This window comes from Mycolicibacter arupensis (assembly GCF_002086515.1).
GTDB classification, from domain to species: Bacteria; Actinomycetota; Actinomycetes; order Mycobacteriales; family Mycobacteriaceae; genus Mycobacterium; species Mycobacterium arupense.
The window spans coordinates 26,999-51,043 of record NZ_MVHH01000002.1 but is presented as its reverse complement, the minus strand read 5'-3'; the positions used below and the strand labels follow the sequence as shown (position 1 = coordinate 51,043).

Here is a 24,045-nt window from a genome sequence, read left to right as displayed (position 1 = left end):
GACAGATTCACAGCAACTGCAACGCGGGGTGGCAGTTATGTGAATGCGACTGCCTTGAGGCGACCAAAGGCGGATCAACGAGATTGGCAAATAACAGGTGTGGACCACACGGGCAGCGTCCACACGTGCCGGCATGAAGAGGCCGTAATCGGCCATAGCTATATCGTGTTACGATATTTATGGGAAGACGGTACATGCGGATGCGCTCCGGCTTGTAGCTCCGCGAATGGGGCCAGGACATGGCGCAGCCGAGGGCAGATGGAGGACGACGGATGGCAGTTCTGCGGGCGCGAGGCGCCGCCGGTCGGAGCCGCGGGGTCGGCGACCAGGTGCTGGCACTTCTCGGACGACAGGGTTGGCTTGATCGGCCCAGCTACCGGCTGGAGAACGTTGTGAGCTTCGGTTTCAACGCCCTCGGCGGAGCCAGGAATCGGGTGGCCAACTTCTTGAACGGAGTCTGGCTGGGGCACCCTGTGCATCCACCGCTGACATCGTTGACCACTGGCTCCATCGGGACGACTGTCGCACTGGACGCGCTAAGTCTGCTGCCGGGTAAGTCCGCAACGGGAATGCTCGACGCGTCCCGATTCGCCCAGCATGCACTGGCTCTCGGGATTGCGGGCAACTTCGCCTCAGCAGTCACCGGGGTGACCGACTGGCAGCACACCCACGACAAAGACCGGCGAATCGGACTGGTGCACGGGTTTCTGAACCTGGTGGCCACTGGTCTGTACATCCAATCCTGGCGGGACCGGCGCAGTGGACATCAGTTACGGGGCATCGTGGCCAGTGCGGTCGGCTACGGTATCACCTCCGCCAGCGGATTCTTGGGAGGTGCGCTGGTGTTCGGCTCCGGAATCGGCACTGACCAGTCCGGCGACCGGCTGCGCATCGATGACTGGACACCGGTGCTCCCGGAGGCGGAGCTTCCGTCCGGCACGAAGCCCAAGCGCATCGACGTCGACGGAGTCGCGGTGGTGCTCTGCCGCAGCGGTGACGATTTGGCGGCGTTCGCGGGACTGTGCCCTCACCTTGCGGCGCCGATGGAAGACGGCTGGGTGGACCGCGGCCGACTCGTCTGCCCATGGCATGGTTCGCAATTCGACGTGGAGACCGGCGCGGTACTGCGCGGGCCATCTGCCGCGCCGATTCCGCGCTACCAGGCACGGGTGCGTGAAGGGATGATCGAGCTGCGCGACGGTGTGTCCACACCGCTTGGCGAAGGTCGGGTCAAATACCTCGCCCCGCGGGCCCTGCAGTGCTCCGACGTCGCGACCGAGAAGGTCGCGACCGAGAAAGAGATCATCCAGTGAGCAACGCTTATGACGTACTGCGGGCGCACCACAACGTGCTGCGCGGATTGGGTTCCAAACTCAAGGCCGCTCCCGTCGGTTCTGTGGAGCGACAGCAGACCCTTGACCACCTGCTGCGAGAGTTCACCATCCACATGCGGATCGAGGACGATATCTATTATCCGGCGTTGACCGCAGCCAGCAGGCTGATCTCGATCGCGCACGCTGAGCACCGGCAGATTTATGACCAGCTCGCGGTGGCCTTGCGGACACCTGCCAGCTCGCCGCGACACACGGACGAGTGGAACTCGTTCCTCACGGTCTTGGAGGCCCACGCCGACGAAGAGGAGCGCGACCTGGTGCCGCCGCCGGCGCCGGTCGACTTATCGGAAGCCGAATTGGAGGAGCTGGGCAGTCGGATGACCGCAGAGATGGAGCGGCAGCGCAATTCCAAGTTTGAGGAGCTGCATGTCAAGGCGCGAATGGCGCTGCTGAAGGCCTTCTGAAGCGCCACCGGCGGGCGCGCGGGGGCGAGACGCCCATCACCGAGTAGGTTAGGCTACATTTACTAATCGTGTCCGAGCTCGGTGTCGAAACATTCTCCGAATCTGCGCTGACGGTGCCGCTGCCGCCGGGCGTCGAGCCGGCCGAACTCGCTGCCGCGTTGGTCGCGGAGCTGCCCGACCGTGACGGGCAGGAATATCTGCTCTACGAACGTGCCGGAAGTTGGACGCTGGCGGCCGGTGTGCGCGCCGCGGTGGAACTGGACAGCGACGAACTGCGCACGGTGCGCGACGGAGTGGTGCGCCGCGAACAGTGGCGGGGCCGGCCGGCCGCGGTGCTCGGTGAGGCGGTGGACCGGTTGCTGCTGGAGACCGCTGAGGTGTTCGGCTGGGTGGCCTTTGAATTCGGCACCTATCGATTCGGGCTCCAGGACCGACTGGCCCCGGGAACCGCCCTGGCGCGAGTGTTCTGGCCGCAGACCCGCATCGTCGTCACCGCCGGGCAGGTCGAACTGTTCGGACACCACGATGGCGCCGTCGCGGTACTCGAGCGGCTCCTGGCCGACGGTATCCCCGCGGTGGTCGAACCCTCGCCGATCGTGGTGGACGCGGACGCTGCGGCCTACCGCGATCGAGTGGCGACCGCTATCGAGGAGATCCGCGCGGGTCGCTACCGCAAGGTGATCCTGTCGCGTGTCGTGGACGTGCCGTTCTCGCTGGATTTTCCCTCGACCTACCGGCTGGGCCGGCGGCACAACACCCCGGCGCGATCGTTTCTGTTGCGGCTCGGCGGGATTCGGGCTCTGGGCTACAGTCCCGAATTGGTGGCCGAGGTGCGGGGCGACGGCACGGTGGTCACCGAGCCGCTGGCGGGGACGCGTGCTCGCAGCGGCGATCCCGTTATTGACCGCGCGGTCCGGGCCGAACTGGAATCGGACGCCAAGGAGATCGTGGAGCATGCGATCTCGGTTCGCACGTCGGTGGAGGAGATCACCGAGATCGCCGAGGCCGGCAGTGTCGTCGTCGCCGACTTCATGACCGTGCGGGAGCGGGGCAGTGTGCAGCACCTCGGCTCGACGGTCCGCGGAAGTCTGGATCCCGCGCGGGACCGGATGGATGCTCTTGAGGCCCTGTTCCCGGCCGTCACCGCGTCCGGGATTCCCAAGGCGGCGGGGATGGACGCCATTTCGCGGCTCGACGAAGGGCCGCGCGGCCTGTACTCCGGTGCGGTGCTGATGTTCTCCGCGGAGGGCGGGCTGGACGCCGCGCTGACGCTGCGCGCCGCCTACGAGCGCGATGGGCGCTGTTGGCTGCGGGCTGGAGCCGGAGTGATCGAGGAGTCGCGTCCGGAGCGGGAGTTCGAGGAGACCTGCGAGAAGCTGGCGACCCTGGCGCCGTACCTGATCGCCCAGCGCTGAACCCGCGGCCCCGGCCACGAAGGAAGATACCCTGTAGGGTATAAAGAACGGCTCGGGGAGAGGACCTCACGTGCTCGATGATGAAGACAGCGTCAAGTCGGTGTTGAACCGGCTGCGGCGCGCCCACGGCCAGCTGGCCGGAGTGATCGCGATGATCGAGGCCGGCCGCGACTGTACAGATGTGGTCACCCAGCTGGCCGCGGTCTCGCGGGCGCTGGACCGCGCGGGTTTCAAGATCGTCGCCAGCGGCCTGCGGGAGTGCCTGGCCGGCGAAGCCGCCGGGGGAAAGGCCCCGCTCTCCGAGGACGAGCTCGAGAAGCTGTTCCTCGCCTTGGCCTAGCCGGGCGCGGGGCTCGGGTCAGTGCAACAGTGACTCGGCGAGCAGGCCGCTGACCATGGATTCGATGGTCGACTCGATGGATCCGGCCAGGGTGGCGGTGACCGAGGCGACGGCCTGGGTGCGGAACCGCACCAGCATCCCGATCAACTCGGCGATCTCGGTGTCGGCCGGCAGCGGCGCCCCGGGCTGAAGGCGGGCCAGCACGTGTTCGGCGCCGGCCCGCACCAGCATCTGGCTGATCGCGTCGATGTGCGGCAAAGTCTGTTCATAGAGGTCGACCAGCTTGTCGATCCCGATTCCGTAGCCCCGGACCTCGTTGAACGCATCGATGAGCTTGGGCCGGGTGATGGTGGCCAGGGAGTCGTCGGCGCCGTTGAGGCGGATCACTCCGAGCTCGACGAGCCTCTGCATGGCCGGGGCGTCGCCGACCCGCCGCTCGGCCTCGGACCGCGCCACGGTCTCGGGCCGTTCGGTGGTCCAGGTTCCGGCGATCGCGCTTTCCAGGCCCAGGATGTCGCCGAGATCCTTGCCCTGCTCCCAGGCGCCGATCATCTCTTTGACATGGGCGATGGTGTAGCCGCGGTCCAGCATCGAGGTGATCAGGCGCAGTCGGGTCAGGTGCGTGTCGTTGTACAGCGCAATGCGTCCGACCCGCCGGGGCGGGGGCAGCAGATCCCGGTCTCGGTACACCCGGACATTACGGGCGGTGGTGCCGCCCAGCCTGGCCAGATCGTCGATGCGGTATTCCCGGGACGCGGTGGCACCGCCCGGGTGGCGCACCACGATCTCGAAGAGCTGGGTGACCGCGGCCTCGACCACCTCGCGGGACTCGCGCCGCACCCGGCGGGGGAGACGCCGGAGATTCGCCAGCACACCGGCGATGGAGTCCGGACGGGGCGGGCGATCGGGTGTGCTCATGCCACCGCGTGGTAGTCGGAGAGTCGGAAACTGCGCATCTGCCGAAGATACTGCGTTGCGAACCCCGGGTACATCGAGGCGTTGAAGCCGTCCTCGGTCAGATACCAGCTGCGGCATCCCGACATCCAGGTCGTTTTGCCCAGTCGCCGCTGGATCTGCGCGTTGTGGCGGCGCTGCACCTCATCGCGAACATCCAGATAGCGCAGGCCGCGACCGCGAATGGCGCCCACGGCGCGCACGACATAGTCGATCTGGCCTTCGACGTAGACCAGGAGGGAATTGTGACCGGGCCCGGAGTTCGGGCCGGTCATGAAGAACAGGTTGGGATAGCCGTGGGACTGGATGCTCTTGAACGCCTGACCCCCGCCGCGCCAGTCCGCGGCCAATGTCCTGCCGCCCAGCCCGGTGACGGGAAAAGGCGGGCCGGTCAGGTGCACGTCGTAGCCGGTCGCGAAGACGATGGCGTCGAGCTGATGTTCGACGCCATCGCTGGTGCGGATGCCGTGGGGGCTGAGCGTGGCGATCGGCCAGGAGATCAGCTTGCAGTTGTCGCGCTGCAGTGCCGGGTAGTAGTCGCTGGAGATCAGCATGCGCTTGCAGCCCGGGGTGAAGTCCGGGGTGAGTTGGCGGCGCAGCCACGGGTCCCTGACCGCTGCCCGCAGGTGGGCCTTGCCCAGTTGCGCCACCAGTCCGGTGAGCGGGGTGTTCCAGACCAGCGCGGTGGCGCTGGCCTCGTGGCCCCAGAACAGGGCCTGGCGTGCGAGCTGCTGGGCAGCGGGGACTTTGGCGAACAACTCCTGCACGCCAGCCGGCATGGTCACGTCCAGGCGGGGGATCACCCAGCCGGGCGTGCGCTGAAAGACCTTGACGAATCCTGCTCGCTCGACCAGCTCCGGGACGATCTGCACCGCGCTGGCGCCGGTTCCGATGACCGCGACCTTCTTGCCGGTGAAGTCGTAGTCGTCGTCCCAGCGGGCGCTGTGGATCTTGTGCCCGCCATAGCTGGCAAGGCCGCGAATGTCCGGGAAGCTGGAGTCCGGCAGCGGCCCTCCCGCCAGCACCACGGTGCGAGCCCGAAACTTCTTGCGCCCGGCCGAGACCGTCCACACGCCGGTGCCCTCGTCGAACGCCAGAGCTGTCACCTCGGTGCCGAACCGGATGTGTCGGCGCAGGTCGAACCGGTCGACCATGTCTTCGATATGGGCGCAGATCTCATCCGCCGACGGATAAGCCCGCGACCAGCCGGGGTTGGACACAAAGGAGAACGAGTACAGCAGTGAGGGAATGTCGCACGCCGCACCGGGATAGCGGGTATCGCGCCAGGTGCCGCCGACCCGGTCGCTGCGCTCCAGGATGACGATCTCGTCGTCGCCGTTGTCAGCGCTGCCGGCCAGGCCCGCCTCGGCCAGCTTGATCGCAACGCCGATTCCGGTGAAGCCGGCTCCCACGATCAGCGTCTGATAGACGTGCGCACGTGCCATCTCAGGCCGCCGGCTCGTGGGTGAGCTCCTTGAACCAGCTGGGGATGGGTTTGAGCAGCCTCTTGGGATAGAAGCCGGATAGCCACACCGCGGGGTTGGCCAGCAGATGGTAGGGGCTGTCGGGATTGGCCATCCATCCCGAATAGCGCTTGACGATCTGGTAGGCCGGCACCCTCCGGGTGTGTTCGCCGCGCTCACCGAACTGGGTGAAGCGCATCAGGGCCGCGTAGAGGCGCTGGGGATCCAACCCCATGCCGATGACCTCGTTGCGGACGCGGTTGAGCAGGGGGATCGAGATCAGCGCTCCGACGATCAGGGACGGCGAGGCAACGGTGCCGACGAATTCGATGGCCAGCCGGCGGGCATCGGCATGGCCGATCATCTCAAGAACTTCGAAATCGACTGCGATGTGCCGAGATTCGTCGTTGTTGATCTTCTCGAACACCTGGTGGCAGACCGGATCGTCGACCTCGTCAAGCAGGAACTTCAGCAGCGCGCCGTCGAGGGCGACTTCCAGCATCGGGATCACGGTGCCCAGAACGGACAGCGGCAAGTCGTCGGAGTAGTCGTCGAGCCATTGCATGGCCAGCCGGATGTTGACATTGGGTTCGGGCATCTCGCCGTCATCGAGCATGCCCCAGCGCTTCATCAGTGCCAGCTCGGCGTTGGCGTGGCGTTGTTCCTCGGCATGGAAGTAGCGGTAGATCTCGGCCAGTGTCGCGGTGGGCGCCTTGCGTGCCATGGCCGCGAAGCCGCGGGCGCCGATGTTCTCGATCCAGCACAGGTCGGCCATGAACTTCTTGAGCCTGGGTTTCATCTCGGGGCGGATCAACTCGGCTCCCGGTGCGTCCCAGTCGATATCGGCCAGGGCCCATTGCCGATCCTTGATCCTGGTGAGCATGACGTCCATATCGAGAGCCATCGTGATCTCCTTCTAGTCGGACCTACCTGGCAATGCCGCACTGGCACGGAATGCCAGCCCGATGGTTCGAGTGAATGTCTCCGGAGCGAAACGCTTGATGTTCCAGCCGATCTTGGCGTCCAGCTGCGGCATGCAGTAGAGGCCGCCGCGGTCGTGGGTGTCCAGGCAGTCGCGGGCGACCCGCCGCGCGGACAGTCCGGTCCAGCGCATCAACGCCTTCGCGGCCTCGCTGGAGTGGGTGGCGATCCGGCCGGATTCGACGATGTTGGTCTTGACGAAGGTCGGGCACAGCACGGTGACCCCGATGCCGGTTCCGGACAGTTCCGCGGCCAAGGTCTCCGACAGGGACAGCACGCCGGCTTTGCTGACGTTGTAGGCCGCCATATCGGGAGCGGCGCCGAACGAAGCGGCGGAGGCCACGTTGATGATGCCGCGAGGCTGATCTCCGGCAGCCTCGCGCAGCAGCGGGGTGAAGACGTGGCAGCCGTGGATCGGACCCCACAGGTTGATGCCGAGCGTCCAGGCCCAGTCCTCCAGCGGCATGGTGCCGATGGGTTGACCGCCGGCGCCGACTCCGGCGTTGTTGATCACCAGAGTGGGCGAGTGGCCGAACCAGGACTGGGAGGCCTCGGCCAGCGCGTGCACCTCGTCGACGGCCGCTACGTCGCAGTGCACGGCGGTGGCGCGGCCGCCCGCGGCGGTGATCGCCTCGACGGTGCGCCTCGCGGCGTCATCGTCGATGTCGCTGCAGACCACGGCGCTGCCGCGGTGGGCGAGTTCGAGGGCAAATGCGGCGCCGATGCCGCTTCCGGCGCCGGTGACGACGGCCGAGGCGTGGTGGCTGCGTTGCGGCGAGCGGCCGAAGATCATGTGACCGAGTCAACAGCCAATGGTGTCATTAGTCAATGGCAATGTTCAGAGGCGGGGTGCGAGTCCGCCCGGACCCGCACCCCGCCTCCGAGGTTCCGCGCGAGCGCTGGGATCGCCAGCGCCCGCGCGGGAATTGTGGTGCTGCTAGTTGAACAGGCTGTCGAGCCAGCCGAAGTCGAGCAGGCTGGCGCTCGCGGCGGCGTCGCCCGGGTCGACATCCACCTCGGGCACCGGGATGGTCGAGGTCAACGCGTTGCCGATCATTTCCGGCAGCTTGTCGAACAGGTAGGCAAAGGTGCCGTTCGAGGTCAGCAGGCCCTGCCACGGTGCGCGGGGCACGCCGCCGTCCTCGTCCCACACGACGTAGCCGTTGAGCAGGGCGTCGAACGGGTCCTGGGCCTCGTGGTCGGAGTTGAAGCTGAAGTTCTCGGCCAGCGCGAACTGGAAGCCCAGGAAGGGCTCCCAGATGGACTTGGCGGCGCTCTTCCAGAAGCTGAAGTCGTCGAAGATGTCCATGACGTTGGTCCAGACCTGGCTCAGGTCGGTCCCGATGCCGAAGGCTCCGAGGACCGTTTCGCCGGCGACCGGGTGGTTGAACAGCGGCTGGAAGATGTACTGCGCGCCGAACACCATGTCCCAGTTGATCAGGTTCCAGGCGTGGGTGACGTCACCCTCCTTGAGGAAGTCGATGATCTCCGGCAGGGTGTTCTCCAGGCCGCGGATCGGGCCGATGCCCGACCACATGCCCTCGATGCCGTCCCACGAGCCCTGCAGGCTGTCGCTGGTGGCCTGTCCGTAGTAGCCGGCCAGCTCGCCGAGGGCGGAGAAGATCGGGTTCGGGCCCGACAGCAGCTCGGCGAGTGCGTCGAGGTTCTCCGACGTGGTGGCGGTGAGCTCGACGGCGGCCTGGTGGCTGGCCGAGATTGCCATCGGGGCCGTCGGGACGGCGATCAGTCCGGCGCCGGCCAGGGCGACCCCGGCGGCGAGGAGTCCGGTAGCCCGGGTGGTGGATACAGTGCCGGGACCGTTCGATCCTGAGGCTAGGGCGAGCTGCATTGCATCTCCTTGTCGTGACCTCAATATTTATGAGGTTCTTGTTATGTAGAACGCAGGCTCACCTTAGGCACCGGAATTCGTGCGAGGCAAGCCTTGCCTAACGGTAGTGTTGAGAGTCACAAGGAAGGGCACGCTAACCTTACTTATGGGTTTGGTGTAGCGTCGCTCAGCATGAGCGCTTCAGTCCCCGATGCCATCAACATCGCTCTGCGCGAGATCCTGCGTGACGATCTCAACGTCGACCTCAACCGGGTGACCCCGGAGTCGCGGCTGGTCGATGACGTCGGCCTGGATTCGGTGGCCTTCGCGATCGGCATGGTGGCCATCGAGGACCGGCTTGGCGTGGCGCTGTCCGAGGAAGACCTGCTGACCTGCGACACGGTCGGTGACCTCGAGGCCGCCATCCGGGCGAAAGCCCCCGCCGACGCGTGAGCGTACTGGCCGAGGCCCTGACCAGGGCCATGACCGGGTCGGCGCATGACCTGGTGGTCTTCGGCACGGAGGCCGGAGCATGGCAGCGCCACCCGTGGCAGCAGGTCCACGCGCGCGCCGAGAGCATCGCCGCCCGCATCCTCGACGGCGACGATGACGGCGCCGTGGGGCTGGTCGGCGAACCGACCGCCGACCTGGTCGCCGCCATCCAAGGCACCTGGCTGGCCGGCCGCAGCCTGTCCATCCTGCCCGGGCCCGTCCGCGGCGCCGACCCGGCGCAATGGGCGCAGGCGACGCTGGACCGGTTTCACGGCATCGGCGTCCGAACGGTGCTCAGCCACGGCCCGGTGTTGGACCTGCTGCAGGCGGAGGGGGCCGACCGTCCGCTGGCGGTCGCCGATGTCGCCGCGGCCGCCGGCACCCGACGATCGGTCACACCGGTCGCCGCGGCCGCTGATGTACCCGCGGTATTGCAGGGCACTGCCGGATCCACCGGCACTCCCCGTACCGCCCAGCTGTCCCCGGCCGCCGTACTGGCCAACGTCTCGGGACTGAGTAAGCACGTCGATGTCGACCCGGCGGCCGACGTGGGTTGCAGTTGGCTGCCTCTCTACCACGACATGGGGCTGACATTTCTGCTCAGCGCGGCGTTGACCGGCTCGGAGCAGTGGCTGGCGCCCACCGCGGCGTTCGCCGCCTCGCCCTTTCGGTGGCTGTCGTGGCTGCACGACAGCCGTGCCACGATGACCGCCGCACCGAACTTCGCCTACAGCGTGATCGGCAAGTACGCCCGCCGCGTCCCCGAAGTAGACCTGGGCAGGCTGCGGGTCGCCATCAACGGCGGCGAACCCGTCGACTGCGAGGGGCTGGAGCGATTCGTCGCCGAACTGGCGAAATTCGGTCTGGACCCCGGCGCGCTGATGCCGTCCTACGGCTTGGCCGAGGCCACCTGCGCGGTAACGGCGCCGCGACCCGGCACCGGACTGCAGTACGACGAGGTGATCCAGGCCGACGCCGCGAACACCCGCCGGCACGCGGTGCTCGGTGAGCCGATCCCCGGGATGCAGATCCGGATCCGGCCGGTCGTCGACGACCATGAGGAGCTGCCACAACGTGAGGTCGGCGAGGTCGAGATCCGGGGGACCTCGATGATGTCGGGCTACCTGGGCCAGGATGCCCTGGCCCCGGACGACTGGTTTGCCACCGGGGATCTCGGTTACCTCACCGATGCGGGCCTGGTGGTCTGCGGCCGGGCGAAGGAGATCATCTCGATCGCCGGACGCAATGTTTTTCCGACCGAGATCGAGCGGATCGCCGCGCAGGTGCGCGGGGTTCGCGAGGGCGCGGTGGTGGCGGTCGGCACCGACGGCATCCGCCCGGGACTGGTGATCGCCGCGGAGTTCCGCGGCCGCGACGAAGCCGGAGCGCGTGCCGACCTGATCTCCCAGGTGGCATCGCAATGCGGTGTGGTGCCCGCGGACGTGGTTTTCCTGGCGCCCGGCTCGTTGCCCCGGACGTCGTCGGGCAAGCTGCGGCGCCTGGACGTCAAACGCAACCTGGAGGCGATGAAGTGACCGACGTGACGGCCGGGTCCGATATCGACAGCTACCGAGCATTATTGGATCAGGTTTTCGACCAGCAGGTGGTTGACTGGACCGCCGAAGCCGAAGCGACCGAGCGTTTCCCGCGTGCGCTGATCGAACACCTGGGCAGTAGCGGGGTGTTCGCGGAGAAGTGGCGCAATGGCCAGCATCCCGACGTCGCCAAGCTGGTGGCACTGGCATTCAAGCTGGGACACCTGCGGTCGGCCGGTATCGGGGTGGGGGTGAGTCTGCATGACTCGGCCATCGCCGTCCTGCGCAGGTTCGGCCGATCGGAGTATCTGCAGAACATCTGCGAGCAGGCGATCGCGGGCGAGGCGGTGCTGTGTATCGGCGCCTCGGAGGAATCCGGCGGCTCCGACCTGCAGATCGTCGAGACCGAAGTGCGTTCGGTGCGTGACGGTTTCCACGTGCGCGGGCGTAAGAAGTTCGTGTCCCTGTCGCCGATCGCCGACCACATCATTGTGGTGGCGCGCGGGGTGGACCATGACGAGAACAGCCGGCACGGCAACGTCCTGGTGATTGCGGTACCGATTTCCCAGGTGCAGGTCAATGAGCCGTACCGCAAGGTCGGGGCCGGGCCGCTGGACACCGCCGCGGTCGACATCGACACCTGGGTGCCCGCCGAGGCACTGATCGCTCGCCCCGGAACCGGACTGGCCGCCATCTCCTGGGGTTTGGCACACGAGCGCATGTCGATCGCGGGGCAGGTCGCGGCGTCATCCCAGCTGGTGCTGGGCCTGACCCATGCCCGGATGATGCGCCGACGGCAATTCGGTGCCACGTTGTTCGAACATCAGGCATTGCGGATGCGGGTGGCCGATCTACAAGCCCGGGTGGACATGCTTCGCCACGCGCTCAACGGCATTGCCGCCGACGGCCGGCTTGATCTGCGTGCCGCGGCGGCGATGAAGGTCAGCGCGGCTCGGCTCGGCGAAGAGGTGTTCTCCGAATGCATGCACATCTTCGGCGGCTCCGGTTATTTGGTCGATGAGACGCCGATCGGTCGCTGGTGGCGGGACATGAAACTGGCTCGTATCGGCGGGGGCACCGACGAAGTGCTCTGGGAACTGGTCGCGGCCGGGATGCGGCCCGACTACGACGGCTACGCCGAGCTGTTCGAGAGCGGGTCGTCCTCGGGGTAGCGCAGTACCCCGTAGAGCGCCATGCGGCGGTAGCCCATGTCGTGTTCGCCGAGGAAGGTGCCGCCCACATACTCGGCCAGCCGGCGCATGGCCGTGTTGCGGTACTCGGGTTCGAACATCATTCGCCGGCACTGCGGTTCGAGTTCGAACACGCTCTTCATCGCGCGCGGCAACAAGATCGCCGCGAACCCCCGGTTGACCGCCGCGAGGTCGGCGACCGCACCGTGCATGCCCAGGTCATAGGGATGTGCGTCGTAGTACTTGGAGATGGAATCCTTTGACGCTCGGTATAACTCGATGTAGCCGCTGTCCTGTCCGTGCCGGCTGACGATCAGCGGCCGGGTGAAGCTGCCGGCGACCAGGGCGCTCAGATACGCGTGCCAGCGCTCCGGCGGCCAGGCGGACTCCCACGTTTCGGCCAGATGCGGACGGTTCATCCACTCGGAGACCATCTCCGCGTCGGCGTCCGGGTCGGCGACCCGTATCGAGTAGGGAGCGGCCAGAGCCGGGACTGGGGGTGCGGGAACGCGGCGAACCTCATCGGGGATGTCCGTGCGCTCGCGGGGCACAATGTTGGCGGCGTCAGTCATAACGAACGGTCAGCCTACCCGAGCCCTCCACGGCGAAAGTGAGGCTAGGGTAACCTAGGTTCGATGTGGCGGCGGGCGCCGCGCCCGGCTCCACGGGGTGGGCCACCGTTGGCGAAAGGACCGTGATGGCGCGCGGCTTGCAGGGGGCGATTCTGCGGGGCTTCGGTGCCCGCGACCACACCGTCACCGTTGTCGAGACCAGCTGGATCACCCCGCACTGCATACGAGTCTGGATGCACTCGCCCACGCTGTTCACCGACGCCGCCGTCGAGCCGAGCGCCTGGTTGAGGTTCTGGTTCCCGGACCCGGACGGATCTGACACCGAGTTCCAGCGCGCGTACACCATCGCCGAGGGGGACGCGCAGACCGGACGTTTCGCGGTCGACATGGTGCTGCACGAACCGGCCGGGCCCGCCACGCGCTGGGCTCGCACCGTGGAACCGGGAGCCACCATCTCCGCGATATCCCTGATGGGCTCGTCGCGCTTCGAAGCGCCCGACGCCGACGCGCAACCCGCCGGATACCTGCTGATGGGCGATTCGGCGTCGATTCCGGGCATCAACGGGATCATCGGCACCATCGGACCCGACATCCCGATCGAGCTCTATCTGGAACAGCACGACGACAATGACCTGCTGATCCCGATCAGCGCACACCCGCGGCTGCGGGTGCACTGGGTGCCGCGCCGTGACGCGCGTTCGCTCGCCGATGCCATCGAGGCCAGAGACTGGTCGAACTGGTACGCCTGGGCCACCCCCGAGGCCGCGACACTCAAAGCCCTGCGGGCGCGGCTGCGCGACGAGTTCGGTTTCCCCAAGTCCGAGGTGCATGCGCAGGCCTACTGGACCGCCGGACGTGCCATGGGCACCCAACGCGACGCCGAAAAATCCGAGGACACCGAGCTGACTCTGCCGACACCAGAGACCGGTTCGAGTGAGGTCTCCGGTGAGCGCAGCATCAGCGCAGCCAAGGGGCAGTGGCGTGCTCAGGCCGCGGGCCGGCTGCTGGGCCCGCTGCGGGTGCCGCTGATCCTCTCCGGTGTGCTGCAGGCGCTGATCACACTGCTGCAGTTGGCGCCGTTCGTGCTTCTGGTGGAGCTGGCCCGGCGATTGGTCGCCGGCGCCGACGAGTCAGCGCTGTGGCCCGTCGGCATCGCCGCCCTGTCCCTGCTGGGCCTGGGCACGCTGCTGGGGGCAGGCCTGACGCTGTGGCTGCACGTCGTCGACGCCCGCTTCGCCAGTGCGCTGCGTGCCCGGCTGCTGAGCAAGCTGTCGCGGCTGCCGCTGGGCTGGTTCACCGCCCGCGGGTCCGGATCGATCAAGCAATTGGTCGCCGACGACACGCTGTCGCTGCACTACCTGGTGACCCACGCGATCCCCGACGCCGTGGCCGCCGTCGTGGCACCGGTGGCGGTACTGGTGTACCTGTTCGTCGTGGACTGGCGAGTGGCGCTGGTGCTGTTCCTGCCGGTGCTGGTCTACATGGTGCTGATGTCGGTGATGATGACGCAGTCGGGCCCCAAGATCAGCCAGGCGCAGCGCTGGGCCGAGCGGATGAACGGCGAAGCCGGCACCTACCTGGAGGGCCAGCCGGTGATCCGCGTGTTCGGCGGCGCCGCGGCCTCCACCTTCCGCCGACGCCTCGACGAGTACATCGACTTCCTGGTCACCTGGCAGCGGCCCTTCGTCGGCAAGAAGACACTGATGGATCTGGTCACCCGCCCGTCGACATTCCTGTGGCTGATCGTCCTGACCGGCACCCCGCTGATCGTCAGCGGCCGGATGGATCCGGTGAACCTGCTGCCGTTCCTGTTGCTGGGCACCACGTTCGGCGCCCGCCTGCTGGGCATCGGTCTGGGGGTCGGCGGCATCCGCGGGGGCATGCTGGCGGCCCGACGGCTGCAGATCGCCCTGGATGAAACCGAACTCGCCGTCGAGCAGCACCAGGCCGTGGCCTCCGAGGCGGCCGGCACGGTGCGCTTCGACGCCGTCACCTTCGGATACCGTCCCGGTGTCCCGGTGATCCGCGAGGTGTCGTTGTCACTTCGGCCGGGCACCGTGACCGCACTGGTGGGCCCCTCAGGGTCGGGCAAGTCGACCCTGGCCGCCCTGCTCGCGCGATTCCACGACGTCGACTCCGGTTCGATATCGATTGACGGACAAGACATCCGGTCAATGACGGCCGACGAACTCTACCGGCAGGTGGGATTCGTGTTGCAGGAGACGCAACTGGTTCACGGCAGTGTGCGTGACAACATCGCCTTGGCCGTCCCGGACGCCACCGACGAACAGGTGTGGGCCGCCGCTCGCGAGGCCCAGATCCACGACCGGATCCTGCGGCTGCCCCAGGGCTACGACACCGTGCTCGGCGCCGCCGCCGCGCTGTCCGGCGGGGAACGGCAGCGACTCACCATCGCTCGGGCCATTCTGGCCGACACGCCAGTCCTGATCCTAGACGAGGCCACTGCGTTCGCCGATCCGGAATCGGAGTACCTGGTGCAGCAGGCGTTGAACAGGCTGACCCGGCATCGGACCGTGCTGGTGATCGCCCATCGCCTGCACACCATCACCGGTGCCGACCAGATCGCCGTGCTCGATGGCGGTGGCATCGTCGAACAGGGCACCCACGAGCAGTTGTTGGCCGCGGGCGGCCGCTATCACCAGTTATGGCAGACCGGCCGTTCCGCGGCCACCGTCGGCGCGGAGGCCCACCGATGATCCGCACCCTGATCCGACTGATCCCCCCGGACCGTCGGGGCCGGATGTTCGCCTACGCCGTGCTGACGTGTGTGTCCGTGGCGGTGCGGGCGGCCGGCACGGTGCTGCTGGTGCCCCTGGTGAGCGCACTGTTCTCCGAGACCCCGGGCCGGGCGGTGGCCTGGTTGGGCTGGCTGACGGTGGCGACCATCGCGGGCTGGCTGGTGGACTTCGCCTGCGCCCGAATCGGATTCGATCTGGGATTCGCCGTCCTTGACCACACCCAGCATGACGTGGCCGACCGGCTGCCCGGTGTCCGCCTGGGCTGGTTCAGCGCCGCCAACACCGCTGACGCGCGACAGGCGATCGCCGCCACCGGCCCGGAATTGGTCAGCCTGGTGGTCAACCTGTTGACCCCGGTGATCGGCGCGATCCTGCTGCCCCCGGCGATCGCCGTGGCGCTGCTGGGGGTGTCCTGGCAGCTGGGGCTGGCCGCCCTGGGCGGCGTACCGCTGCTGTTGGGCGCGCTGTGGGCATCCAACCGGCTCAGTGGGCGCGCCGACGCCGCGGCCGGTGCGGCCAACACCGCCCTGACCGAACGCATCATCGAGTTCGCCCGGACCCAGCAGGCGTTACGCGCGGCGCGGCGCGTGGAACCCGAACGCAGCACTGTCGGAGAGGCGCTGGCCGCCCAGCACGGCGCGGCGATGCGGTTGCTGCTCATGCAGATTCCCGGACAGCTGCTGTTCAGTCTGGCCAGCCAGGGCGCGCTGATTCTGCTTGCCGGAACCACCACCGCACTGACCGTTACGGGCACCTTGAGTGTTCCGGAGGCCGTCGCGTTGATCGTCGTGGCGGCGCGCTACCTGGAACCGTTCACCGTCATCAGCGAGCTGGGGCCCGCCCTGGAGTCGACCCGGGCCTCCCTCGAACGGATCCGTGCCGTCCTCACCGCGCCGGAGGTGACGGTCGGCTCGGGGCGGATACCGCAGGGCGCCGGTGCACCGCGCATCGAGTTCGACGACGTCACCTTCGGCTACGAGCCCGACGGTCCGCCGGTGCTCGACCGGGTCAGCTTCACGCTGGAGGCCGGCACCACCACGGCCATAGTCGGGCCCTCCGGATCAGGCAAGAGCACCATCTTGTCGCTGATCGCCGGGCTGCACGAACCGACGGCCGGCCGAGTGCTGTTTGACGGGACGGATGCCGCAGGGCTGGACGCGTCGTCGCGGCGGGCGGTCAGCAGCGTGGTGTTCCAGCATCCCTACCTGCTTGATGGCACCATCCGCGACAACATTCTGGTGGGCGATCCCGACGCCGATCAGGAGGCTCTCGGGCGGGCCACCGGACTGGCTCGGGTCGACGAGCTGGTCGCCAGGCTGCCCGACGGCCCCGACACCGCAGTGGGCGAAGCGGGGGCCGCATTGTCCGGCGGTGAGCGTCAACGGGTCAGCATCGCGCGCGCCCTGCTCAAACCCGCGCCGGTGCTGCTGGTCGACGAGGCGACCAGCGCCCTGGACACCGAGAACGAGGCGGCCATCGTCGCCGCGCTGAGCGCCGAACTGCGTCCGCGCACCCGGGTGATCGTCGCGCACCGGCTGGCCAGCATCGCGCAAGCCGACCGGGTGCTGTTCATCGACGGAGGCCGGGTGGTCGAGGACGGCACCATCGATGAACTGCGTTCCGCCGGTCGGCGATTCGACGAGTTCTGGCGTCAGCAGAACGACGCCGCCGGGTGGCAGATCCACGCCGGCTAGCGATGGTCGCAAGCGCGGCGGAGCCATCTCCGCAACTGCCCTTTGTCACGGGATCCGTTGTGGGATCATTCCCAGCGTGAGCTCCGACGATGACCCAGAGGCCCGGATTCGGGCACTGGAACAACCGCTGTCGCGGTCAGACGGGGCCGTGGAACTGACCGTCCCGTCGCTCGGTACCGAGGGCCAAGCGCCCCCGCAGCGGGGTGCCGGTCTGGGTTTCGTGGTCGTGGGGGTGATGGTCGCGGCGGTGGCGATGGTGGGCGCGTTCGCGATCTATCTCGCGTCCCACAGCTCCAGTCGCTCCGTGCCGGGGATGCCGACTGCCGGGCTCCAGTCCGCCCCCGAGCCAGCGCCTTCGCCGGTGCCCGTGCCTATTCCGCCCATCGCTGCGCCGCCGCAGATTCCCGTCCCCGGCAGCGGCACCACACTCGTCGTCACCGGGGCCGGGGAGAACAAGACCCTGCCCTGCGACGGTCGTGACGCCTCCGTGAGCGGGGTCAACAACACCGTTGAGTTCGTCGGCCAGTGCAGTGGCCTGACCGTGTCGGGAATCGGCAACATCATCACCGTGACGTCGACACCCACAATCACCGTCTCCGGCCTGCAGAACCGGGTGACCTATCGCTCCGGCGAACCCCAGGTGAGCACTTCTGGTCTCGACAACGTCGTGGAGCGGGGCTGAGCCCGTCAGGTCAGCCGAGTTGGCGCACCAGTGCCTTCTTGTCGACTTTGCCGACAGCGGTGGTGGGTAGCGCCGGCCGTGCCGCCAGCTGATCGATCCGGATGTGGGTGGCAACCCCGCACTCGTCGAGGTGTCGGTTGAGCTCTGCGAGCAGAAGCGGTGCGTCCTTGAACACCACTGCAGCGCAGACCTTTTCCCCCAGATACTCATCGGGCAAACCGACCACTGCCGCCGACCGGATCGCGGGGTGGCCCAGCAGATGCGCCTCCAGCTCATCGGCCGCGATGTTCTCGCCGCCACGCACGATGACGTCCTTGACCCGGCCGGTGACCTCCAGATAGCCGTCGGCGCAGCGACGGACCCGGTCACCGCTGCGATAGAAGCCCTCCGGACTGAAAGAGCGCGCGTTGGCCTCGGCGGCGTTGTAGTAGCCGTTGATCGTGTACGGCCCGCGCACCAGCAGCTCACCCTCGGCTGCCTCGGCGCCGTCCTCATCGACCACCCGAAGCTCGTCGTCGGCGCACAACGGCCGGCCTTGAGTGTTGTCGAGCAGGTCCGCGTCGTCGCCCGGCCGGGTGTAGCAGAGCAGGCCCTCGGCCATTCCGAACACCTGTTGCAGGCCCGGTGTCAGCGTCTCGCGGATCCGGGCCGCATCGGTCGGTGCCAGCTTGGCGCCCCCGACCTGCAGCAACCGCAACGTCGTCGGTCTCTGCGGCTCCCAGTCACAGGCGTGGGCCCACAGGGTGGCCAACGCCGGCACCAACGCGGTGACCGTCACCCGGTGCCGCGCGATGGTGGCGAACGCCGCCTCCGGGCTGGGGTCGGTGCCGAAGACGGTGGTCGCGCCCACCGAGATGGCCCCCAACAGTCCCGGGCAGGCCAGCGGGAAGTTGTGGCCGGCAGGCAGTGCCACCAGGTACACGTCGTCGTGGGTCAGCTCACACAATTCTGCGCTGGCAACCGCGTTGTAGACGTAGTCGTTGTGGGTGCGGGGGATCAGCTTAGGCATCCCAGTGGTGCCGCCGGAGACCAGCAGCAGGGCCGGCGCGCCCGGATCCGGGGTGAATCGCGGCGCGGGGGAGAGCTCCGGTGCGTCGACGATGGTGATCCGATCCAGGCCCAGCTCGGCAGCCATGGCCGGATAGTCGAATCCCGCAGTGGCGTCAGGGATCACGATCCCGACCGCATCGCTGACCCCGGCCAGATGCCCGATCTCGGCGGCGCGGTGCCCGGGCAGGCATAGGACCGGGATGGCCCCCACGCGCAGCAGCGCGAACACCGTGATCGCGAACGCGCAACTGTTGGGCAGCTGTACCAGCACGCGATCGCCGGGGCGCAGGCCCCGCCGGTGCAACGCTGCCGCCGCGCGGTCGACCGCGCCGTCCAACTGGGCATAGGTCATCGTGGCCGTCGCATCGATGACCGCGGGGTGATCTGGCCAACGGGCCGCGGCGTCGTCGAGCAGCGATCCCACGGGGCGCCCGGTCCAATAACCGGCGGCCCGGTAGGCGGCGGCCCGCTCGTCGGGGAACGGTACGAATCCGTGCATGTGTACTCCCTGGCTGAGCGGCGACCGAACGTAGATAGAGTAGCTTCGAGGAAAATTAGGGCAGCCTAACGAAAGGTGGGGTGGCGCTGTGGGGCCGGACGACATTCGCGCGCAGGTCGCGGAGCTGCTCGGCGCCGACGCCAGCGCCATCGACCCCGAGGCCGACTTGGTCGGACAGGGCCTGGATTCGATTCGGATGATGAGCCTGGCCGGCCGCTGGCGCAAACAGGGCATCGATGTCGACTTCGCCGCGCTGGCCGCAGACCCGCGCATCGCCGCATGGCAAGAGCTGGTGGGGGATCGGGACGGACCCGCGCCGGCCGAGGTGACCGCCGAGGATCCGGCAGACGCGGCCGCACCGTTCCCGCTGGCGCCCATGCAACACGCCATGTGGGTGGGCCGCGACGACGATGTGGCGCTCGGCGGCGTGGCCGGCCACCTCTACGTGGAGTTCCACACCGCCGCCGGGGCGCCCGGTCTTGACCCGGAGCGCCTGGCGGACGCCGCCGCCGCGCTGGCCGTTCGCCATCCGATGCTGCGGGTCGCATTCTCCCCCGACGGCACCCAGCACATCCGTGCCGACGCGACGGTGCCCGTCGCGGTGCAGGATCTGCGCGGCCTGGACGCCGGCGCGGTGGCCCAGCGTCTGGAAGCGACCAGGGCGGAGAAGTCCCACCAGCAACTTCGGGACGCGGTCTTCGAGCTCACGGTGTCGCTGCTGCCGGACGGGACGGCGCGCCTCCACGTTGACCTCGACATGCAAGCCGCCGACGCCATGAGCTACCGCACCCTGATGGCCGACCTGGCCGCCGCCTACCGGGGGGAGGCGCTGGCGGAGTTGGGCTACACCTATCGGCAGTACCGCCAGGCCACCGCCGCGCGCGAACCCGACGACGACCACCGCCAGTGGTGGGAGCAACGCATCCCCGACCTGCCGGACCCACCCAAGCTGCCGCCACCGCCGGGCGCCCCGGCCGACCCGCGGCGCAGCACGCGGCGCTGGCACTGGCTGGACCCGCAGACCCGCGACGCGCTGTTCGCGCAGGCGCGCGCACACGGCGTCACTCCGGCTATGACGCTGGCCGCCTCGTTCTCCCACACCCTGGCCCGATGGTCGGACGCGCCGCGTTTCCTGCTCAATGTGCCGCTGTTCGGGCGCGAGCCGCTGCATGACGACGTGGATCGGCTGGTCGGCGATTTCACCTCGTCACTGCTGCTGGACGTGGATCTGAGCCAGGCCCACACCGGTGCGCAACGCGCCCACGCGGTGCAAGACGCCATGCGCACCGCCGCAGCGCACGCCGACTATCCCGGTCTGGCGGTGCTGCGCGACCTGAGCCGGCATCGCGGTAGCCAGGTGCTGGCACCGGTGGTGTTCACCAGTGCCCTCGGCCTCGGAGAGCTCTTCGCCACCGGAGTCACCGAGACTTTCGGTACCCCGGTCTGGATCATCTCCCAGGGGCCCCAAGTGGTGCTGGACGCCCAGGTCACCGAGTTCGACGGCGGGGTCCTGGTCAACTGGGACGTGCGGGAGGACATGTTTGCCCCCGGGGTGATCGACGCCATGTTCGCCCACCACATCACCGAGGTGACCCGGCTGGCCGGCGGCCAGGGCTGGGTCGACCACGCAGCGGCCGCCTTACCCGACGACCAGGCACAGGTGCGGGCCACCGTGAACGCGGGCACCGCCCAAACCAGCGGGGAAGCACTGCAGGACGGGTTCTTTCGGCAGGCCGACAGCGATCCCGAGGCGGTCGCGGTGCTGCACGGCGCGGGCGAGCTGAGCTACGGCCTGCTGCGCGATCAGGCCTTGTCGGTGGCCGCCGAACTGCAGGAGCGCGGCGTGCGTCCCGGTGACACCGTGGCCCTGCTGGGTCCCAAGGGTGCCGAGCAGATCCCGGCCCTGTTGGGCATTCTTGCTGCCGGTGCGGTGTACCTGCCGATCGCCGCCGATCAGCCACCCGAACGCAGGGAACGGATCCTGGCACTCGGTGGTGCCGTGTTGGCCTTGGTGACCGGGGACGAGCCCCCGGCCCTGGAGATTCCAGCGGTGGCGGTCTCCGAAGCGCTGGGCCGCCCCGGCACGGATCCGGTCCGCACCGATCCGGCCCAGCTGGCCTATGTGGTGTTCACCTCCGGCTCCACCGGGGAGCCCAAAGGCGTCGAGGTCACCCATGACGCCGCCATGAACACCGTCGAAACACTCAGCGCCCGTTTCGGATTTGCCCCGGATGATCGAAGCCTGGCGTTGCTGACCCTGGACGCCGACATGTCGGTGCTCGACGTCTTCGCGATGCTGCGCGCCGGCGCGGCCATCGTGATGGTCGACGAGGCCGACCGGCGCAGCCCCGAGGTGTGGGCCCATTTGGTGGCGCGGCACCGGGTCAGCGTGCTCAACCTGATGCCGGGCGCACTCGAGATGCTGGTGTCGGTTGGCGGTCAGCTGCCTTCGGTGCGGGCCGTATTGACCGGCGGGGACTGGGTTCGCCCCGAACTGGCCCGCCGGTTAGCCGTGGCGGCGCCGGGGGTGCGATTCGCCGGACTCGGCGGGGCCACCGAGACCGCCATCCACGCCACGCTGTGCGAGGTCGTGGGGGAGCCGCCCGCGCACTGGGCGGCGGTGCCCTATGGCACGCCACTGCCCAACATCGCCTGCCGCGTGGTGGACGCCGACGGCGCCGACCGTCCGGACTGGGTGGCCGGCGAACTGTGGGTTTCCGGCCGCGGGATCGCCTCGGGCTATCGCGGGCGGCCAGATCTGACCGCGGAGAAGTTCGTCGAACATGACGGCCGAACCTGGTACCGCACCGGCGATCTGGCCCGCTACACCCCCGACGGCTCCCTGGAATTCGTCGGCCGGGCCGATCACCGGGTCAAGATCAGCGGTTATCGCATCGAGCTGGGCGAGGTCGAAGCCGCCCTGCGCCGGCTGCCCGGGGTAGCAGAGGCGGTGGTCGTGGCGCTGACCGAGCCGGGCGGACGGGAGGTGTTGGTGGCCGCTGTCCGAACCGGCGACCCCGCAGTGAGCGTTGCCGGGCTGCGGGCCGGACTGGCCCAGTCGCTGCCCGAGCACATGATTCCGCGGCAATTGCAGCTGGTTTCGGTGATTCCCTACACCGTCTCCGGCAAGATCGACCGTCGGGCGGTGAGCACCGAACTGGCCACCTACCTGGCCGCCACCGACGGCCATCGTGAGCCGGTCGGTCCGCTGCAACGCGCCCTGGCAGCGATCGTCGCCGAGGTGCTGGGTGCCGCACGAGTAGGCGCCGATGACGACTTCTTCGCCCTGGGTGGTGACTCGGTGCTGGCGACCGCCGCCGTGTCGCGGGTCCGCACCTGGCTGGATGTGCCCGGCGCCGTGGTCGCCGACATCTTCGCGACTCGAACCGTCGCCAAGCTGGCCGAGCGGCTGACCTCGCGGGAGACCGATCCGGGCCGGTTGGACGCGGTGGCCGAGGTGTACCTGGAAGTGGCGCAGCTGGACGCTGCCGGGGTGGCCGACGCACTGCGATAAGGCCCTGGTGGACCCCCTTGTGGTGTGTCAGCATCGACTGCATGGAAACGCGCAGATCGGTCGTGTTGCTCGGTGTCTCGGCGATGACGGGCCTGGCTGCGCTGGCCGGCCCCCCGGGCGTGGGCACCGCGTCGGCGGCCGGTTGTCCCGACGTAGAGGTGACGTTCGCCCGGGGTACCGCCGAGGCGCCCGGTGTGGGTGAAGTCGGCCAGAAATTTATCGACGCGTTGCGCTCGCAGGTCGGGGGGCGGTCCTTAGGGGTGTACGCGGTCAATTACCCGGCAAGCGAGGACTGGCCGCCGTCGGCGTCCGAAGGCGCCGCTGACGCGAACGCGCACGTGCGGTCCATGGTTGCGACCTGCCCCGACACCAAGCTGGTGCTCGGCGGATATTCCCAAGGCGCGATGGTCATCGATCTGATCACCATTGCGCGGGCCTCGGTGGCGGGGTTCACCGCGGCCACCCTGTCGGCCGAGGAGGCCGAACACGTGGCCGCGGTCGCGGTCTTCGGGAATCCGACCGACCGGTACCTGGGGGGACCGATCAGCGAGATCAGCCCCTGGTACGGGGCCAAGGCTATCGATCTGTGCGCCGACGGCGACCCGATCTGCACCCCGGGAGCACTGGCGCTGCCCACACCCGAAGAGATGACCGCTGCGCCGCACCTGTCCTACGCGCAGTCGCCGATGCCGGGCCAGGCCGCGGCCTTCGTCGCAGGCAAGCTCTGAGGCTGGCCGCCTCAGTCGACGATCTCCGACGTCCAGTACTCGCGCAGGCCGGCGATCTGGTCGCCGGCGAACTCCAGGATGGCGACTTCACGCATCCGCTTGCGGACGCCCTGTGCGCGATCATCGAACGTCGCCTCCCACTCGGCGATCACCGTGGTGCCGTCGGTAGCGGTGTAGAGGTTGAGCAGCCGGGCGTCGATATTGGCCTGTCCCTCGACGACCTTGCGCTGCCAGTAGTCACCGATCCCGGCTCGCGTGCGGATCGGTTCGCCCAGCACCCGCTCGTGGTAGGTGGCGTCTTCGGTGAAGATCGTGACAATGAGCTCGGGGTCCTGTTGCATCCAGGCCCGCAGGTAGGTGTCGAGCGTTGCGCGGACGTCCATGAGGGCAGTGTGGCCGACGGACGGGGACGGCTTTCGCCGAACGTGCGTTGAGACCGGGAAAAAGTCGTCAATCTCGTGCTGAGTGCACGCTCGGCGCAACTCCGGTCTCAGGCGGGCCGACGAGCGCCGGGATGCCCCGCTGTAGCACGATAAGGTAACCTAGCGCAG

The 24,045-nt window shown here is 68.4% G+C and carries 20 protein-coding genes; 12 read left to right on the top strand and 8 right to left on the bottom strand.

All coding sequences use genetic code 11. The features are described 5' to 3' along the window. Positions 1-281 precede the first annotated feature (281 nt). From BST15_RS01695 to BST15_RS01680, 4 genes are all read left to right on the top strand, one after another. Entirely contained in the window at positions 282-1,313 is a 1,032-nt protein-coding gene (locus BST15_RS01695; RefSeq protein WP_370759864.1) for a Rieske (2Fe-2S) protein, read from the top strand. Beyond that, entirely contained in the window at positions 1,310-1,798 is a 489-nt protein-coding gene (locus tag BST15_RS01690) for a hemerythrin domain-containing protein (protein ID WP_046187572.1), read from the top strand. Before BST15_RS01695 ends, BST15_RS01690 begins: the two co-directional genes overlap by 4 nt. A gap of 68 nt (positions 1,799-1,866) precedes the next feature. After that, on the top strand, positions 1,867-3,213 hold the full coding sequence (locus tag BST15_RS01685) for a salicylate synthase (protein ID WP_046187571.1): 1,347 nt from the start codon (positions 1,867-1,869) through the stop codon (positions 3,211-3,213). Between the two features lie 70 nt (positions 3,214-3,283). After that, on the top strand, positions 3,284-3,553 hold the full coding sequence (locus BST15_RS01680) for a metal-sensitive transcriptional regulator (RefSeq protein ID WP_083070783.1): 270 nt from the start codon (positions 3,284-3,286) through the stop codon (positions 3,551-3,553). An 18-nt stretch (positions 3,554-3,571) separates the two neighbouring features. Here BST15_RS01680 and BST15_RS01675 read toward each other — a convergent pair whose 3' ends face one another. From BST15_RS01675 to BST15_RS01655, 5 genes are all read right to left on the bottom strand, one after another. After that, positions 3,572-4,471 (bottom strand): MerR family transcriptional regulator, encoded by a 900-nt coding sequence (locus BST15_RS01675; RefSeq protein ID WP_046187570.1) that lies wholly within the window; start codon positions 4,469-4,471, stop codon positions 3,572-3,574. After that, on the bottom strand, positions 4,468-5,952 hold the full coding sequence (locus BST15_RS01670) for a flavin-containing monooxygenase (protein WP_046187569.1): 1,485 nt from the start codon (positions 5,950-5,952) through the stop codon (positions 4,468-4,470). Before BST15_RS01670 ends, BST15_RS01675 begins: the two co-directional genes overlap by 4 nt. A 1-nt stretch (position 5,953) precedes the next feature. Further along, positions 5,954-6,874 carry a hypothetical protein gene (locus BST15_RS01665; protein WP_046187568.1) on the bottom strand — a complete coding sequence of 307 codons (921 nt, stop codon included), beginning with the start codon at positions 6,872-6,874 and terminating at the stop codon, positions 5,954-5,956. Between the two features lie 12 nt (positions 6,875-6,886). Further along, positions 6,887-7,744 carry an SDR family NAD(P)-dependent oxidoreductase gene (locus BST15_RS01660; protein WP_083070782.1) on the bottom strand — a complete coding sequence of 286 codons (858 nt, stop codon included), beginning with the start codon at positions 7,742-7,744 and terminating at the stop codon, positions 6,887-6,889. Positions 7,745-7,888: 144 nt separating this feature from the next. Continuing rightward, entirely contained in the window at positions 7,889-8,800 is a 912-nt protein-coding gene (locus BST15_RS01655) for a hypothetical protein (protein WP_046188792.1), read from the bottom strand. Positions 8,801-8,893: 93 nt separating this feature from the next. On the opposite strand from BST15_RS01655, the gene BST15_RS01650 reads away from it, so the two are divergent. Genes BST15_RS01650 through mbtN form a run of 3 tightly spaced genes read left to right on the top strand, consistent with a single transcriptional unit; the run spans position 8,894 to position 11,978 of the window. Continuing rightward, positions 8,894-9,232, top strand: a complete 339-nt coding sequence (locus BST15_RS01650; RefSeq protein ID WP_082103896.1) for an acyl carrier protein — start codon at positions 8,894-8,896, stop codon at positions 9,230-9,232. Further along, a complete protein-coding gene (gene mbtM / locus BST15_RS01645) occupies positions 9,229-10,806 on the top strand; it encodes a long-chain-fatty acid--ACP ligase MbtM (RefSeq protein WP_046188790.1) in 1,578 nt (525 codons plus the stop codon). The genes BST15_RS01650 and mbtM overlap by 4 nt, the downstream gene beginning before the upstream one ends. Positions 10,807-10,811: 5 nt before the next feature. Continuing rightward, positions 10,812-11,978 (top strand): mycobactin biosynthesis acyl-ACP dehydrogenase MbtN, encoded by a 1,167-nt coding sequence (mbtN, locus tag BST15_RS01640; protein ID WP_046188800.1) that lies wholly within the window; start codon positions 10,812-10,814, stop codon positions 11,976-11,978. On the opposite strand, the gene BST15_RS01635 is transcribed toward mbtN, so the two are convergent. Then, complete coding sequence (locus tag BST15_RS01635; RefSeq protein WP_046188789.1) at positions 11,939-12,568, bottom strand: GNAT family N-acetyltransferase; 630 nt, start codon at positions 12,566-12,568, stop codon at positions 11,939-11,941. The genes mbtN and BST15_RS01635 overlap by 40 nt on opposite strands. A 125-nt stretch (positions 12,569-12,693) precedes the next feature. On the opposite strand from BST15_RS01635, the gene BST15_RS01630 reads away from it, so the two are divergent. From BST15_RS01630 to BST15_RS01620, 3 genes are all read left to right on the top strand, one after another. Continuing rightward, complete coding sequence (locus BST15_RS01630) at positions 12,694-15,285, top strand: ABC transporter ATP-binding protein/permease (protein WP_046188799.1); 2,592 nt, start codon at positions 12,694-12,696, stop codon at positions 15,283-15,285. Beyond that, entirely contained in the window at positions 15,282-17,021 is a 1,740-nt protein-coding gene (locus BST15_RS01625; RefSeq protein ID WP_046188798.1) for an ABC transporter ATP-binding protein, read from the top strand. Before BST15_RS01630 ends, BST15_RS01625 begins: the two co-directional genes overlap by 4 nt. Before the next feature lie 76 nt (positions 17,022-17,097). Continuing rightward, complete coding sequence (locus BST15_RS01620; protein WP_052751330.1) at positions 17,098-17,703, top strand: DUF3060 domain-containing protein; 606 nt, start codon at positions 17,098-17,100, stop codon at positions 17,701-17,703. 10 nt (positions 17,704-17,713) lie between these two features. Here the strand turns inward: BST15_RS01620 and BST15_RS01615 are convergent, their stop codons facing one another. Beyond that, complete coding sequence (locus BST15_RS01615) at positions 17,714-19,252, bottom strand: (2,3-dihydroxybenzoyl)adenylate synthase (protein ID WP_083070780.1); 1,539 nt, start codon at positions 19,250-19,252, stop codon at positions 17,714-17,716. 88 nt (positions 19,253-19,340) lie between these two features. On the opposite strand from BST15_RS01615, the gene BST15_RS01610 reads away from it, so the two are divergent. Beyond that, positions 19,341-22,766 carry a non-ribosomal peptide synthetase gene (locus BST15_RS01610; protein WP_046188788.1) on the top strand — a complete coding sequence of 1,142 codons (3,426 nt, stop codon included), beginning with the start codon at positions 19,341-19,343 and terminating at the stop codon, positions 22,764-22,766. Between the two features lie 41 nt (positions 22,767-22,807). Next, on the top strand, positions 22,808-23,494 hold the full coding sequence (locus BST15_RS01605) for a cutinase family protein (RefSeq protein ID WP_083070779.1): 687 nt from the start codon (positions 22,808-22,810) through the stop codon (positions 23,492-23,494). A gap of 11 nt (positions 23,495-23,505) precedes the next feature. Here BST15_RS01605 and BST15_RS01600 read toward each other — a convergent pair whose 3' ends face one another. Then, positions 23,506-23,877: a nuclear transport factor 2 family protein gene (locus BST15_RS01600; RefSeq protein WP_046188787.1), complete on the bottom strand. Its 372-nt coding sequence runs from the start codon at positions 23,875-23,877 to the stop codon at positions 23,506-23,508. Positions 23,878-24,045 lie beyond the last annotated feature (168 nt).

What these genes read in the sequence shown, in the direction of transcription:
- BST15_RS01605 (WP_083070779.1), top strand. Translation starts at nt 22,808, where the DNA reads ATGGAAACGCGCAGATCGGTCGTGTTGCTCGGTGTCTCGGCGATGACG.
- BST15_RS01675 (WP_046187570.1), bottom strand. Translation starts at nt 4,471, where the DNA reads ATGAGCACACCCGATCGCCCGCCCCGTCCGGACTCCATCGCCGGTGTG.
- BST15_RS01635 (WP_046188789.1), bottom strand. Translation starts at nt 12,568, where the DNA reads ATGACTGACGCCGCCAACATTGTGCCCCGCGAGCGCACGGACATCCCC.
- BST15_RS01660 (WP_083070782.1), bottom strand. Translation starts at nt 7,744, where the DNA reads ATGATCTTCGGCCGCTCGCCGCAACGCAGCCACCACGCCTCGGCCGTC.
- BST15_RS01600 (WP_046188787.1), bottom strand. Translation starts at nt 23,877, where the DNA reads ATGGACGTCCGCGCAACGCTCGACACCTACCTGCGGGCCTGGATGCAA.
- BST15_RS01655 (WP_046188792.1), bottom strand. Translation starts at nt 8,800, where the DNA reads ATGCAGCTCGCCCTAGCCTCAGGATCGAACGGTCCCGGCACTGTATCC.
- BST15_RS01625 (WP_046188798.1), top strand. Translation starts at nt 15,282, where the DNA reads ATGATCCGCACCCTGATCCGACTGATCCCCCCGGACCGTCGGGGCCGG.
- BST15_RS01665 (WP_046187568.1), bottom strand. Translation starts at nt 6,874, where the DNA reads ATGGCTCTCGATATGGACGTCATGCTCACCAGGATCAAGGATCGGCAA.
- BST15_RS01630 (WP_046188799.1), top strand. Translation starts at nt 12,694, where the DNA reads ATGGCGCGCGGCTTGCAGGGGGCGATTCTGCGGGGCTTCGGTGCCCGC.
- BST15_RS01615 (WP_083070780.1), bottom strand. Translation starts at nt 19,252, where the DNA reads ATGCACGGATTCGTACCGTTCCCCGACGAGCGGGCCGCCGCCTACCGG.
- BST15_RS01670 (WP_046187569.1), bottom strand. Translation starts at nt 5,952, where the DNA reads ATGGCACGTGCGCACGTCTATCAGACGCTGATCGTGGGAGCCGGCTTC.